Source organism: Methylobacterium sp. A52T, assembly GCF_053346095.1.
In genome coordinates this window covers 1-12,751 of record NZ_JBKFBI010000158.1, presented here as the reverse complement: position 1 = coordinate 12,751, position 12,751 = coordinate 1, and the positions used below count along the sequence as shown (strand labels likewise).

Genomic DNA, 12,751 nt, shown 5'->3' with positions numbered 1-12,751 from the left:
GCGGCGCCCGATGGCTGTCGCGCGCTCACGGTCCGCCCCCTCGCCTCCGGTCCGCCCGATCGGCGGGGCCGACGCGTCGGCCCCGCCGCCGCAGTTACAGCCGGGGCGGATCCCGTTGCAAACGGGTGCGCGCCCCGGGGGCGCGGCCAGCCCCGGCGCGGGGGCCCGGACGGCGCTGTCCACGAAGTCCAGATCCCGTGCACGCATCGCCTTGAAAACTGCCGCGGCCCACGATACACCCCGCGCCAGTGCCGCCGTAGCTCAGTTGGTTAGAGCACCAGATTGTGGATCTGGGGGTCCCCCGTTCGAGCCGGGGCGGTGGTACCATCCATTCAGCTCGACAGCGCGAGGGGTTGGCGGATCGCCAGCCCCTTTTGCTTATGCGCGAATGGCGCCGCGCCGGATCAGGTCCGATCCGAACCCGCACTCCGACCTGATCGGCATCGACGGGACCGGTCCTCGCACCTGAGCGGGCCTGTACACAGGCGGCCACTCCAATGCTCGCGCGCGCTATAGAATCGCCAGATTTGCTCGCATACCATCCCGTCTGGGAGAAGACTATTTTCGTTAGCGTGAAGACTGCCATGAAGAGCACGACACAGCAGGATCAGCTCGAAATCGTGAGCGCCCTCGCGGCCTCGCTCGCCGACCGGATGCTGATGGAGCGCCTGACACAGGGGAAGCTGCCCCTCGCGAACGCGAGTCGCCTCTGGACAGCCTCGCTACTCCTGGAAGAGCACGCGCGGCCCATCCCACGCATCGTGGCGGACGTCCTCGAGCAGGTCCGGCACGTCGAGCCGGACGACGCGGACGAGGACGCGGTCGACGGGGACGACGCCGACGGGATCGGTGCGGGGCCGGAACCGGACTTGGCCGCGGCGCGGCGTGCGGCCCGGCCGGCGCGCCGGCGCGGGCTCACCCGCCTGCTCCGACCGTTCCGGCAGGCGGCCGAAGCCTGACCCGCATCGACGGCGCGGGACCATCTGGCGGATCCGGAGTTCCCCGCGCGCGCCCGGGACGCTAAGACCGTTCCCGAGCGCGGCGGCGGGCGCCGCCGCGCCAACGGGCTTCGGGACACGAGAGATGAGCATCCCTGAACGGCGCGTCCGCACCCTGTTCGACGAGGCGGCCATCGCCAAGCGCAACGACGAGCTCGCCCGCGAGATCCTCGCCGCGCGGCCCGAGAACCTCCTCGTCGTGGCGGTGCTCAAGGGCAGCTTCATGTTCGCGGCCGACCTGCTCCGGTCGCTGCACCGGGTGGGCCTCGCCCCGCAGGTCGAGTTCGTGCACCTGTCGAGCTACCGCACCGGGACGGTCTCCAGCGGGCAGGTCGAGATCCTGCGCGACGTGCAGAGCGAGGTGCGCGGGCGGGACGTGCTGCTCGTGGACGACATCCTGGAATCGGGCCGGACCGTCGTCTTCGCCAAGGACCTGCTGATGGCCCGCGGCGCCCGGCGCGTCCTCACCGCGGTGCTGCTGGAGAAGCCCGGCAAGCGCGCCGTGACGATCGACGCGGATTTCGTCGGCTTCACCTGCCCCGACGTGTTCGTCGTCGGCTACGGGATGGACGCCGCCCACGCCTTCCGCCAGCTGCCCTTCGTGGGCGTGGTCGATTACGGGGACGGCGCCCCGGACCTGTTCGACGCCTGACCGTGCGCGCGGCGCGGCATTTTCGCCGCGCGCCGCGACCCGCGGGACAATTCAGCCTGCGACGACTTGACAGACGGAGAATTCGTCTGCGTCTGTCGACGTTTGGGCGCGCGCGGCGTCGCGACGCGGCGCGCGCGGATTTCGGGGACGGTTACAGGACCACATGGCGCGCATCCTCCTGGTGGATGACGAAGAGACCGTCCGGGGCTTCCTGAAGCGGGGGCTCGAGATCGACGGGCACGCCGTCGTCACGGCCAACGACGGCAGCGACGGGCTCGACCGCCTCAACGAGGCCGACGGCGGCTTCGACCTGATGCTCACCGACATCCGCATGCCGCTCATGGACGGCATCGCGCTGGCCCTCGCCGCCAAGCGCGACTTCCCCGACCTGACCATCCTGCTGATGACCGGCTTCGCCGATCAGCGCGAGCGCGCGCGCGGGCTCGACGCCATCGTCACCGACGTGCTGACCAAGCCCTTCTCCCTGGCGGATCTGCGCGCCACGGTGAGGCGGGCGCTCGCCGCCTGAGCCGGGCGGGACCGGTTGGGAAGAACTTAAACATTGCTCTTAGGTTGAGCTTCACGAAAGCGTGGCACCTTCGGTCAGACTGATCAGACCGAGCACGGAACGCCATGCATCGCCGGGACCGGGACATCGACGCGACGGCGTACCAGGCGGACCGCTACGGCTGGGAGCCGGACGACAGGGACTGGGACGACGACCGCGACGCGCGGCGGCCGCGCAGGGGCGTCGTCGGCCGGCTCTTCTCGCCGACGAAGCTCGCCCTCCTCGCGGTGCCGGCCGCGCTGTTCCTGTACGGCAGCTTCGCGGATTGCAGCGCGCGCCCGGCGGCGGGCTGGCTCGGTCTCGTCGGGGCCGGGGCCTGCGCCCGTACCGAGATGCTCGGCAACGTCCTGTCGATCCAGGACAACCTCGCGCTCCTGAAACGGCTCATCGACTGAGCGCCCGCTCACGGCCCTTCCGCGCTCCGCCGATCCGCTCCGAACCGACCTCCGCGAGGCCGCCATGTCCACCCGCCCGCTCCTCCCGGCCTCGTCCGGCCGCGCCTCCGACGCCCTCGAGGAGGCCCAGTTCCGCGCCCGCATGGCGCGCGTCGGCCCGGACGGGGCGCACCGCACCCCGCGCCGGACCCGGGCGCCCGAGCGGCGGCGCGGCTTCCGGCTCGGCTGGAAGGGCTGGCTCGTCGTCGACTGCCTGGTCGTGCTGCTGGTCGTGGCGGGGGTGGTGGCGTGGCCGCCGGTCCAGTCCTGCCGGAACCAAGACCAGACGGTCGGGTTCTACGCCGGCGATTCCGTCGGCAAATGCATCCGGCGCGGCATCGGCGACCGCCTCGACACCGCCGACCAGCGCCTCAAGAGCCTGATCCGCCGCTCGGGCCATTGAGGGCCGGCCGCGCAGATCCCGGCGCGGCTCGGATTGAGCGGCGCTTGTACGGCGGTTCTGCGAACCGCGTACCTGTCTCGCGCGCCCCGGCACCTTCCGTCCTTAGCGCCCCCACGCGGTGGCGGCGGGCCTGAACCGGTACGTCTGTGCCGACTTTTGACTGTCTTGCTCGGCGGTCCGGACCTCCGCGGTCGTGCGGGAGGTCGGCCAACACCGCAGCGACCACGGCGCGGATCGCCCCACCGATAACCTCGGCGGTCTCGCGCAGCTCGGCGAGTCGAGGGTTCCTTGGCCATTCACGCCCAAGCCCTGGACTGTTCCATGGACTGTGCCGCCTCCCGCATCGCTCGGGCGCCAGCCTTCTTCGGCCCGCTCCAAGGGTTGCGCGCACGCACGATGGACGGACTGTGCCGAGATGTGTGCCTTGACGAAGCGCCCCCAAACGTAGTCAAAAGCGCCTCTGACGCACCGAAACCGCCAATTTTCTCAATGGTTTCAGAGCGCCTGCCGGTGTAGCACAGCGGTAGTGCAGCGGTTTTGTAAACCGAAGGTCGGGGGTTCGATCCCCTCCGCCGGCACCACGACATTCGATCGCCGAGGCCGGGCCCCGCGCCCGTGGGGCTTGATCGTCGTCCGGCAGAGCGCGCCGGCTGAGGCAGCGCCACCGCACCGATCCCGGTGTCGCGACGGGCCAGTCTCGGGAGGGCGTCCCGCCCCGAGTCCGTCGGCACCGCCGCCTCGACACATCCGGTGCCGGCCTGTCTCACCGCTCCCGGATCCGGTCGCGGACCGCTGCTTGACGCTGGGATGCCAGCGTGCCCTCCTGACCGAAAGACAGAAACTGCCGCGGAGGATGGTCTGCCATGGCGTCGATCCGGAGTTGCGTGCTCTCGGTCGCGATCGGCTTCGCCGCGCTCGCCGCGCCGGCCATTGCCGAGCCGATCCGCGTCAAGGTCGGCGTCCTCAACGACATGTCGGGCGTCTACGCCGATACTGGCGGCAAGGGCTCCGTCGTCGCCGCGCAGATGGCGGTCGAGGACTTCGCCAAGATCGAGCCGGGCGTGCAGGTCGAGGTCGTCTCGGCCGACCACCAGAACAAACCGGATATCGGCGCCGCCGTCGCCCGCCAGTGGTACGACCGCGACGGCGTGGACGCGATCCTCGACGTGCCGACCTCCTCGGTGGCGCTGGCGGTGAGTCAGGTCACCCGCGAGAAGAACAAAGTTTTCATCGACTCGGGGGCCGGCACCACGGAGCTGACCGGCAAGCAGTGCTCGCCGAACACGATCCAGTGGACCTACGACACCTACGCCCTGGCGCACGGCACGGCCGGCGCCATGCTCAAGCGCGGCGGCGACACGTGGTACTTCCTCACCGCCGACTACGCCTTCGGCCTCTCCCTTCAGAACGAGGCGAAGGCCGTGATCGACACGGGCGGCGGCCGGGTACTGGGCGCCGCGCGGGTCCCGTTCCCCGCCACGGACTTCTCCTCGTTCCTGCTGCAGGCGCAGGCCTCGGGCGCGAAGGTGGTGGGTCTGGCCAACGCGGGCGGCGACACGGTCAACGCGGTCAAGCAGGCGCACGAGTTCGGGCTGACCGACGGCGGCCAGAAGCTCGCCGCCCTGCTGATCTACGCCGTCGACGTCCACGCGATCGGCCTGCAGACCGCGCAGGGCCTCGTGCTGACCGAGTCGTTCTACTGGGATCTCAACCCGGAGACCCGGGCCTTCTCGGAGCGCTTCTACCCGCGCAACGGCAACAGCATGCCGACGATGAACCACGCGGGCGTCTACGCCGGGCTCCTGCACTACCTGAAGGCCGTGGCGGCGACGAAGTCGACGGACCCGCAGAAGACCATGGCCTGGATGAAGGCCAACCCGACCGACGACCCGCTGTTCGGCAAGGGTGTGGTCCGGGCGGACGGACGCAAGATCCACCCGATGTACCTGTTCGAGGTGAAGGCGCCGTCCGAGTCGAAGGGCCCGTGGGACCTCTACAAGGTGCTGGAGACGATCCCCGCCGAGCAGGCCTTCCGCCCCCTCGCCGAGGGCGGCTGCCCGCTCGTCGCCAAGCCGTAGGAAGGGAGCCGAACGCCATGATGCGCGCGCTCGAAGGGCAGGTCGCCTGGGTAACGGGGGCCGGATCCGGGATCGGGCAGGCGGCCGCCGTGGCGCTGGCGCGGGCCGGCATGCGGCTCGCGCTCACCGGGCGGGGACAGGAGGCCCTCGCGCGCACCGCGGAGATGGCCCGCGCGGCGGGCGGCGAGGCGCTGGTCGCCCCGGCCGACATGGGCGTGGCCGACGACGTGCAGCGCGCCTGGGAGGCAGTTCACGCCGCGTGGCGGCGCTGCGACCTGCTGGTGAACTCGGCGGGCCTCAACGTGCCGCAGCGCGGCTGGAGCGAGATCACGCCGGCCGGCATCGACGCCGTGGTCGGCGTCAATCTCAACGGCCCCTTCTACGCGGCGCGGGCGGTGCTGCCGACCATGCGGGCGCAGCGGAGCGGCCTGATCATCCACGTCTCCTCCTGGGCCGGCCGCTACGTTTCCACGCTGACGGGACCGGCCTATTCCGCCGCCAAGCACGGGCTCGTGGCGCTCTCGGAGAGCCTGAACCAGGAGGAGTGCGGGCACGGCATCCGGTCCTGCTGCATCTGCCCCGGCGAGGTCGCGACGCCCCTCCTCGACAAGCGGCCGGTCCCGGTCACCGCGGAGGATCGCGGGAGCATGCTCCAGCCGGAGGATCTCGCCGAGACGATCCTGTTCGTCGCCCGCCTGCCGGCCTCCGTCTGCGTCAACGAGATCCTGATCAGCCCGACCTGGAACCGCGGCTATCTCGAGGGCGTGAAGCTCTGAGCGGGGCCGCCGCGACGCGCCCGGCCCGGGGCGCCGTGCGCTCATCCCGCGTTCAGGCACGGAGGACGAGTGTCGCCACGGCCAAGCTAGAAACAAGTATTTCCGAATTGTATCTGAGACTTTATGAATTAAATTCGGCGCAAGCTGGGCTATTTCAAGATTAAAATTGGATGAATGCGGGGTTCAGAACCGATTAAATCCGTCGCGCCTACCAGCGCTGCCGGAAGGCGATGAGACGCGTCTTCGCCGAACCGATGGGGACAACGGTCCGGCGGACCGCCGGGCCCCTCGGGCCCCCATCGCGCACGACCAGGGGGCGCGACCATGCCGGGGACCGAGGACGATCGAGGGATTCCGGACTCCGCCGCCGCGGCGGACCCGGCCGGAACGGGCGCCGCGGCCGCGTCACGCCCGGCGCCGGTCGGCGGACCCGGCCGGCCGATCGACGACGGCGCGCGGGACCGGATCGGGCGCGGCCTGCGCCTGCACTACGCGGGCGTCCTGGCCCTGCCGATCCCGGACCGGCTCCGGACGCTGCTCGACGAGCTCGCCGCACACTCCGACACGGAGGCCTCGCGATGACCCTGATGCTGCAAGCCGCCCCCGCGGGGAGCGGATCCGGCCCGGCCCCCCGGGGCGCCGACGCGGAGATGCGCGACCTCCTGCTGGGGGCGATCCCGGCGCTGCGGGCCTTCGCGTTCTCGCTGACCTACGACCTCGACCGCTCGGACGACCTCGTGCAGGACACGCTCGTGCGCGCCTGGGTCAACGCCGCCAGCTTCCGTCGCGGGACCAACCTGACCGCGTGGCTGTTCACGATCCTGCGGAACCTGTTCTACTCGGAGCAGCGCAAGCGCAAGCGCGAGGTGGAGGACGCCGACGGCGTCCATGCCGGGCGCCTGACCGCCCTCCCCGAGCAGGAGATCCGGATGGAGATGGCGCAGTTCCAGAGCGCGCTGAACCGGCTGCCGCCGGCCCAGCGCGAGGCGCTGGTCCTGGTCGGCGCCCAGAGCTTCACCTACGAGGAGGCCGCGGCCATCTGCGGCGTCGCGGTGGGCACGATCAAGAGCCGGGTCAGCCGCGCCCGGACCCGCCTGATCGAGGTGCTGGGCATGACCGGCACCGACGATATCGGACCCGACCCGCAGACCCGCGCGGCCCTCGACGGCTCCTGAGGCGCGCCGGGGCGAGGATCGCCGCGGCGCCTACTTGATGAGCCTGACGACGTCGCGGAACCGCCTGTGCCGCGCCGTGCCGAGCCACTCGAAGGCCACCATCTCGGTGGTGACGATCTCGGCGCCGTGGGCCGCCATCCGGGCGAGCGCGGCCTCCCGGTTCTCGATCCGCCGCGAGCCCACGGCGTCGGCCACCACGGCGACGCGGCGGCCGGACTCGCGCAGCCCGAGAACCGTCTGCAGCACGCAGACATGCGCCTCGCAGCCGCTGACCACGAGGTCGCGGTCCGCGGGCAGGCGCTCGAGGAAGCCGGGCGTCCGGGTCGCGCCGAAGCTCATCTTCGCGAAGGCCGTCCCGGGCTCGGGCGCCAGGGCCGGCACGGTCGGCCCGAGGCCGCCGGCATTCTGCTCGGTGACCAGGACCGGGACGTCGAGCAGCTGCGCGGCGGCGAGGAGGCGGCCCGCATTGGCGACGACCCCGTCCCCTTCCGCGATCGTCGGCATCAGCCGGACCTGAACGTCGATGACGAGGAGGAGCGAGCGGGCGGGGTCGATCAGCGGCATCGATGTCTGGTCCCTGCGGACGGGTCGCGTCGGAGGCGGAGGGCGCCATCCTGGCCCCATCCGAGCCGTATCCTCGCCCCATCCGGTCCGGTCGGGACCGCGCCCGCCGGCATGACACGTGCGCGCCCCGACCGCGACCCCGCCCTGGAGCCGTTCCCGATCGTGTTGCGACGGTTGGGAAGGGCGGCGGCCCCGGTCCCGGCAGCCGCGCCAAGCCCCCTCTCCCTCACGGGAGAGGGCACCGGTGCATCGTTCGGCACGGCCCCGGCGATCGCCTCCGTCCCGACCCGATCGGAGACGACTCTAGCGGAGCGCGATGTCGCCGGGGACGTTCGCGGCCGCGGCGCCGCCGGCGGCCTTCTCGAACCACCGCCGGGCGGCCTCGAAATCCTGCTTCACCCCGCGACCGTTGACGTAGAGGAAGCCGAGATTGTTCATCGCCTCCGCGTGGCCGGCGGCGGCCGCCTTCTCGAACCAGCGGCGGGCCGCGGCGGCGTCCGGCTTCACGCCCTGGCCGTTCAGGTAGAGGCTGCCGAGGTTGTTCATCGCGTCCACGTTGCCGCCGGCGACCGCCCGCTCGAACCAGCGGCGGGCCGTGGCGGCGTCCCGCTTCACACCTTGACCGGTGAGGTACTGGCTGCCGAGGGCGTTCATCGCGTCGACGTTGCCGGCGGCGGCGGCCTTGCCGAACCAGGACGCGGCCGCGCCGTGATCCTGCCCGACGCCCTGACCGTTGGCGTAGAGTAGACCGAGATTGTAAAGGGCCGACGCGGCGCCGGCGGCCGCCGCCTTCTCGTACCAGCTGCGCGCCGTGGCGTAGTCCTGCGTCACGCCCTGGCCGGCATCGTAGAGGCTGCCGAGGTTGTTCATGGCCTCGGCGTTGCCCGCCACGGCGGCCTTCTCGAACCACGCGGCCGCGGTGGCGTAGTCCTGCTTCACGCCCTGGCCGTTGTAGTACAGGCTGCCGAGGTTGAGCATGGCGTCGACGTCGCCGCCGGCGGCCGACTTCTCGAACCAGCGTCCGGCCGTACCGAAATCCTGCTTCACGCCCTGGCCGTTGATGTAGAGGCTTCCGAGATTGTACATCGCGGCGGCGCTGCCGCTGACGGCCGTCGTCGTGGAGAGGCTCCCGGCGGTCTCCGCCTGGGCGCCCAGCCCGGACAGGACCGAGAGCGCCAGAGACATGGAGACGATGGATGTCGCGCGCATGGCCGTGAATCCCTGTGCGGGCACGCGAACCGTCATGCCCTGCGCGGAAGCCGATCTCGAGCATCTTCCGCAATGCTGATGGCGTGTTCCCGAACCTTCTTCGTCTGATGACAGTCTTCCGGGCGAAAAATCCCTCGGCTGGACTGCACCGGACTGATCCTTGACCTATCCGGGCTCGGCGGGATTTTCTGGACCAAATCGCACATGCGGCCCGCCTGGCCGGCCGAGAGCGCCGGCGCGCACCACGGGTCGCGACAGGGTCCGCGCGCGGCGGGGACCGTGTCGCGACCGGCCGGAAGGGGGCGTTGAGGGCTCGGCGGGGCGGGCGACCGGCCCCGGGACGCGTCGCTAGTAGGTCGCGAACAGCCGCGCCACCGCCTCGGGCTCCGCCGTGACGGTCAGCGCCAGGGCGAGCAGGATCCGGGCTTTCTGCGGGGTGAGATTGTCGGCGCTGAGGATGCCGCGGCTGCGCAGCCGGGTGGTGAGCGGGACCACGCCGCTGCCGGCCCGGGTCGACATCACCACCACGATCCCGGCGGCGGCCGCCGCCTCCAGGGCCTCGGCCTCGGCGGGCGGGGTCATGCCCGGCGCGAGACCGGCCGCGACGAGGCCGCGCGCGCCGGCGGCCAGGAAGGCCCGGACCGCGGTGCCGTCGGCGTCGGCGTACCCGTAGGCGACGTCGACCCGCGGCAGCGCCGGCAGGGTCCGGATGTCGAAGGGCGTGCCCGGCGCGTGCGCGCGCTCGGAGCGGCGGTAGTAGCGGACGGATTCGCCGTCGACGTGGCCGAGCACGCCGAAATCCGGGGTCCGGAAGGTCTGGAGCCGGGCCACCGAGGTCTTGGTCACCTCGCGGGCCGCCTGGATCTCGTCGTTGAGCACCACCAGCACGCCGCGCCCGCGGGAGGCCGGCGCCGCGGCCGTGCGCACGGCTGCCACGAGGTTCAGCTTGGCGTCGGTGGAGAGGGCGCTCATCGGCCGCTGCGAGCCGACCAGCACCACCGGCAGATCCACCGTCAGGGTGAGGCTGAGGGCGTAGGCGGTCTCCTCCAACGTGGCGGTCCCGTGCCCGATGACGATGCCGGCGAGGTCCGGGTGCTCGGACGCGAGGCGCTCGCACAGCCGGACGAGGTCGCGCCACTCGGCGAACCCGATCGCCGGGCTCGGGACCGCCCGGAACGGCACCGGCACCACCGCGGCGACCGTCGCGAGTTCCGGAACCGCGTCCAGGATCGCGCCGGCCTCGAGGCGCCGATCGGTGGCGGTGTAGTCGAGGATGTCGAGGGCGTCGCGGCCGAGGGACGAGATCGTCCCGCCCGTGCCGATGAACGCGACCTTGGGCAATCCCGTCCCCGCTCCTGCCGCCATGCCGTCTCTCCCGTGCCTGTCCACCGCCGTGATGCCGCGTCGCGCGGCCGGGGTCGACCCCGGCCGCGCGCAGGCGGGCGATGCGCCGGGCGGGAGGGCCGCCGGCCGCGCCCCGGTCTCAGCTGCGGAAGTCGAGGAGGAGCGCCGAGACGGCGCCGCTGTTGGCGGTGCCGCTCGCCCCGTAGCCGACGCGGCCCGACTGGCCGCTCTGGAGCTGCTGGATGAAGGTGGACAGCAGGTCGTTCGTCGTGCGCGCCGCGTCGGTGGTCGACGTCGAGGCCGACGTGGAGGCCGACGTGGAGGCCGACGTGGAGGCCGACGTGGAGACCGACGCCGAGGCCGACGCCCCGCTCCCGGCGCTGCCCGCAGCGTCCGTCGGCGGCGGGCCGGGCGGGGGCCCGGGCGGCGGGCCGTCCGGGCCGGCGACGTCGCCAGTCCCGTCGCCGGTGGCGTCGGCGCTCTGGGTGCTCCGGCCGTGGCTGGCGAACAGGTTCTTCAGCTCCGTGGCCTGGTCGGCGGTGATGCTGCCGCTGCTGACCTGATCGGCGATCAGACCGTCGATCCGGTCCTTCATCGAGGACGGGTCGAGCCCGGACCGGCTCGTGGCGCTGGTCGAGGCAGCGCTGGCCGACGACAGGCTCCCATCGATGCTGCTCAGGGCACTCGTGAGGGCCGTCGCGTCGGTGCTGCTGATCGTGCCGGCCGACAGCGCGCTGCTGATCGTGTCGGACATCCGGGTCTGGGGCGACGGAGGCGGCGACCATCGCTGCGCGGCGAGCTGTGCTGTCGCGGTGGACGAGACGGTACTCATGGGGGGCTCGGGTCACGGATGAGCCGGATTCGCCCGGCGGCGGGTCCGTGTGCAAATTACCCACGCGGTTCTTAAAGCCGCGTTTCCAGGATCGCCCGGATCCCCGCCGCGCTGGCGGTCTCGGGAACGGCCCGGAGCCGGGGCGCGACCGGGAGCTCCGGTCGCGCCGCTCAGAGGCTCGCGGCCATGCGCAGCGGCGGCGCCTCGGCCGGACGCGCCGCGGCCTCGGCGTGGCCGTAGAGGCCGCGGTGCTTCGGGTTCGGCGAGAGCCGGTCGGTCAGGCCGATCACCGTCTCGGCGGCGCCGAGCAGCAGCGCGCCCTCCGGGGCGAGCTGCGCCGCGAGCCGCGCCAGGACGTCGGACTTGGTCGGCGCGTCGAAGTAGATCAGCACGTTGCGGCAGTAGATCACGTCGAACTGGCCCAGCGAGGCGAAGCTGTGCAGCAGGTTGAGCTGGCGGTAATCCACCATGCTCCGCAGGCTCTGGGCGATCTGCCACTGCTCGCCGACCTGGGTGAAGTACTTGATCAGCCACTGCACCGGCAGGCCGCGCTGGACCTCGAAATGGCTGTACAGCCCGAGCTTGGCCTTCTCGATCACCTCGGTGGACAGGTCGGTGGCGACGATCTCCACCTGCCAGCCGGCGAGCCGCGGCGCCGCCTCCTGGAGGAGCATGGCCAGCGAGTACGGCTCCTGCCCGGTCGAGGCCGCCGCGCACCAGATCCGCAGCCGACGGCGGCCGGCATTGCGCGCCAGCACGTCCGGCAGGAGCGTGTCGCGGAACAGGTCGAAGGGGATCCGGTCGCGGAAGAAGAAGGTCTCGTTCGTGGTCATGGCCTCGACCACGGCCCGCTCGATCGTGCTGTTCTGGGCGAGCTTGAGGGCGCCGATCAGGTCGCCGAGGCTGGCGAGGCCGAAGCGGCGGCAGACCGGGGTCAGCCGGCTCTCCACGAGGTAGCGCTTCTCCGGCGTCAGCGCGAGGCCGGAGCGCTGCTTCAGGAAGGTGCGCAGGAATTCGAACTCGAGTTCGGTCATGCCGGCTGCCCCGTGATCAGGGCGCGCAGCGCCGTCGCGAGTTCGGGCAACGGCAGCACGGCCTCCGCGAGCCCGGCCCGCGCGACGCTGCCCGGCATGCCCCAGACCGTGCTGGTGGCCTCGTCCTGGGCGAGGACCGGGCCGCCGGCCTCGGTGAGCGCCCGGGCGCCGTTGGTCCCGTCCGAGCCCATGCCGGTGAGGATCACGGTCGCGGTGGCGGCGCCGAACACCACCGCCGCGTCCTTGAACAGGACGTCGACCGCGGGGCGGCAGAAATTCACCGGGGGGCCGTCGGTGAGCTTGATGATCGGGCCGCCGGCCCCGCCGGCCAGCCCCATGTGGCGGCCGCCCGGTGCGACGTAGATGCGGCCCGGCTCGACCCGCTCCTCGGCCTTGCCCTCCGCCGCCGGGAGCCCGGTGCGGGTGGCCAGGTGCTCGGCGAAGACCGCCGTGAAGATCGGCGGCATGTGCTGGACGATCAGGACCGGCAGGCGCCGCAGGGCGGCCGCGCCGATGCCCTCCAGCATCTCGCCCACGGCACGCGGGCCGCCCGTGGAGGAGCCGATCAGCAGGGCGCGGGGCTGGGTCCGGTTGCGGACCTTGGGCCGCAGCGTGAACGGGGTCGCCGGGCGCGCCGCCGCGGCCGGCGCCGGATGCACCGCGGCCGGTGCGGCCGGTGCGGCC

General features: G+C 72.2%; 15 protein-coding genes and 2 tRNA genes. 11 read left to right on the top strand and 6 right to left on the bottom strand.

Translation table 11 applies throughout. The annotated features are described in order from the left end of the window. Window positions 1-250: 250 nt before the first annotated feature. From ACLBYE_RS26435 to ACLBYE_RS26385, 11 genes are all read left to right on the top strand, one after another. Window positions 251-327 (top strand) — tRNA-His (locus ACLBYE_RS26435). A 257-nt stretch (window positions 328-584) separates the two neighbouring features. Then, a complete protein-coding gene (locus ACLBYE_RS26430; RefSeq protein WP_447696436.1) occupies window positions 585-959 on the top strand; it encodes a hypothetical protein in 375 nt (124 codons plus the stop codon). A 124-nt stretch (window positions 960-1,083) separates the two neighbouring features. Beyond that, a complete protein-coding gene (gene hpt, locus ACLBYE_RS26425) occupies window positions 1,084-1,650 on the top strand; it encodes a hypoxanthine phosphoribosyltransferase (RefSeq protein WP_020094392.1) in 567 nt (188 codons plus the stop codon). Between the two features lie 163 nt (window positions 1,651-1,813). Further along, on the top strand, window positions 1,814-2,179 hold the full coding sequence (locus ACLBYE_RS26420) for a response regulator (RefSeq protein WP_007567202.1): 366 nt from the start codon (window positions 1,814-1,816) through the stop codon (window positions 2,177-2,179). 104 nt (window positions 2,180-2,283) lie between these two features. Next, window positions 2,284-2,613, top strand: coding sequence for a hypothetical protein (locus ACLBYE_RS26415; protein ID WP_447696435.1), 330 nt, complete (start codon window positions 2,284-2,286; stop codon window positions 2,611-2,613). 64 nt (window positions 2,614-2,677) lie between these two features. Further along, complete coding sequence (locus ACLBYE_RS26410) at window positions 2,678-3,055, top strand: hypothetical protein (protein WP_447696434.1); 378 nt, start codon at window positions 2,678-2,680, stop codon at window positions 3,053-3,055. Between the two features lie 506 nt (window positions 3,056-3,561). Continuing rightward, window positions 3,562-3,636 (top strand) — tRNA-Thr (locus tag ACLBYE_RS26405). Window positions 3,637-3,918: 282 nt separating this feature from the next. Beyond that, window positions 3,919-5,133, top strand: coding sequence for an ABC transporter substrate-binding protein (locus tag ACLBYE_RS26400; protein ID WP_447696433.1), 1,215 nt, complete (start codon window positions 3,919-3,921; stop codon window positions 5,131-5,133). Window positions 5,134-5,150: 17 nt separating this feature from the next. Beyond that, complete coding sequence (locus ACLBYE_RS26395) at window positions 5,151-5,909, top strand: SDR family oxidoreductase (protein ID WP_447696432.1); 759 nt, start codon at window positions 5,151-5,153, stop codon at window positions 5,907-5,909. Between the two features lie 324 nt (window positions 5,910-6,233). Further along, a complete protein-coding gene (locus ACLBYE_RS26390; protein ID WP_447696431.1) occupies window positions 6,234-6,491 on the top strand; it encodes a NepR family anti-sigma factor in 258 nt (85 codons plus the stop codon). Next, the gene (locus ACLBYE_RS26385) at window positions 6,488-7,084 is read left to right on the top strand and encodes a sigma-70 family RNA polymerase sigma factor (protein WP_447683252.1); all 597 of its coding nucleotides are present in this window, start codon (window positions 6,488-6,490) and stop codon (window positions 7,082-7,084) included. Before ACLBYE_RS26390 ends, ACLBYE_RS26385 begins: the two co-directional genes overlap by 4 nt. A gap of 30 nt (window positions 7,085-7,114) precedes the next feature. Here ACLBYE_RS26385 and ACLBYE_RS26380 read toward each other — a convergent pair whose 3' ends face one another. From ACLBYE_RS26380 to ACLBYE_RS26355, 6 genes are all read right to left on the bottom strand, one after another. Further along, on the bottom strand, window positions 7,115-7,648 hold the full coding sequence (locus tag ACLBYE_RS26380) for an isochorismatase family protein (RefSeq protein ID WP_056529984.1): 534 nt from the start codon (window positions 7,646-7,648) through the stop codon (window positions 7,115-7,117). Window positions 7,649-7,951: 303 nt separating this feature from the next. Beyond that, the gene (locus ACLBYE_RS26375; RefSeq protein WP_447696430.1) at window positions 7,952-8,857 is read right to left on the bottom strand and encodes an SEL1-like repeat protein; all 906 of its coding nucleotides are present in this window, start codon (window positions 8,855-8,857) and stop codon (window positions 7,952-7,954) included. 348 nt (window positions 8,858-9,205) lie between these two features. After that, window positions 9,206-10,222 carry an asparaginase gene (locus tag ACLBYE_RS26370; RefSeq protein ID WP_091981130.1) on the bottom strand — a complete coding sequence of 339 codons (1,017 nt, stop codon included), beginning with the start codon at window positions 10,220-10,222 and terminating at the stop codon, window positions 9,206-9,208. 118 nt (window positions 10,223-10,340) lie between these two features. Continuing rightward, complete coding sequence (locus ACLBYE_RS26365; RefSeq protein WP_447696429.1) at window positions 10,341-10,955, bottom strand: hypothetical protein; 615 nt, start codon at window positions 10,953-10,955, stop codon at window positions 10,341-10,343. 248 nt (window positions 10,956-11,203) lie between these two features. Beyond that, on the bottom strand, window positions 11,204-12,067 hold the full coding sequence (locus ACLBYE_RS26360; protein WP_020094379.1) for a CheR family methyltransferase: 864 nt from the start codon (window positions 12,065-12,067) through the stop codon (window positions 11,204-11,206). Continuing rightward, window positions 12,064-12,751 (bottom strand): CheB methylesterase domain-containing protein (locus ACLBYE_RS26355; RefSeq protein WP_447696428.1); only part of this gene is annotated, 688 nt, incomplete at its 5' end. The genes ACLBYE_RS26360 and ACLBYE_RS26355, both read right to left, overlap by 4 nt.

Excerpts from the sequence above, each read along its gene's own strand:
- ACLBYE_RS26410 (WP_447696434.1), top strand. The coding sequence starts at position 2,678 with ATGTCCACCCGCCCGCTCCTCCCGGCCTCGTCCGGCCGCGCCTCCGAC.
- ACLBYE_RS26390 (WP_447696431.1), top strand. The coding sequence starts at position 6,234 with ATGCCGGGGACCGAGGACGATCGAGGGATTCCGGACTCCGCCGCCGCG.
- ACLBYE_RS26400 (WP_447696433.1), top strand. The coding sequence starts at position 3,919 with ATGGCGTCGATCCGGAGTTGCGTGCTCTCGGTCGCGATCGGCTTCGCC.
- ACLBYE_RS26360 (WP_020094379.1), bottom strand. The coding sequence starts at position 12,067 with ATGACCGAACTCGAGTTCGAATTCCTGCGCACCTTCCTGAAGCAGCGC.
- ACLBYE_RS26430 (WP_447696436.1), top strand. The coding sequence starts at position 585 with ATGAAGAGCACGACACAGCAGGATCAGCTCGAAATCGTGAGCGCCCTC.
- ACLBYE_RS26385 (WP_447683252.1), top strand. The coding sequence starts at position 6,488 with ATGACCCTGATGCTGCAAGCCGCCCCCGCGGGGAGCGGATCCGGCCCG.
- ACLBYE_RS26380 (WP_056529984.1), bottom strand. The coding sequence starts at position 7,648 with ATGCCGCTGATCGACCCCGCCCGCTCGCTCCTCCTCGTCATCGACGTT.
- ACLBYE_RS26365 (WP_447696429.1), bottom strand. The coding sequence starts at position 10,955 with ATGTCCGACACGATCAGCAGCGCGCTGTCGGCCGGCACGATCAGCAGC.
- ACLBYE_RS26395 (WP_447696432.1), top strand. The coding sequence starts at position 5,151 with ATGATGCGCGCGCTCGAAGGGCAGGTCGCCTGGGTAACGGGGGCCGGA.
- ACLBYE_RS26375 (WP_447696430.1), bottom strand. The coding sequence starts at position 8,857 with ATGCGCGCGACATCCATCGTCTCCATGTCTCTGGCGCTCTCGGTCCTG.
- hpt (WP_020094392.1), top strand. The coding sequence starts at position 1,084 with ATGAGCATCCCTGAACGGCGCGTCCGCACCCTGTTCGACGAGGCGGCC.
- ACLBYE_RS26415 (WP_447696435.1), top strand. The coding sequence starts at position 2,284 with ATGCATCGCCGGGACCGGGACATCGACGCGACGGCGTACCAGGCGGAC.
- ACLBYE_RS26370 (WP_091981130.1), bottom strand. The coding sequence starts at position 10,222 with ATGGCGGCAGGAGCGGGGACGGGATTGCCCAAGGTCGCGTTCATCGGC.
- ACLBYE_RS26420 (WP_007567202.1), top strand. The coding sequence starts at position 1,814 with ATGGCGCGCATCCTCCTGGTGGATGACGAAGAGACCGTCCGGGGCTTC.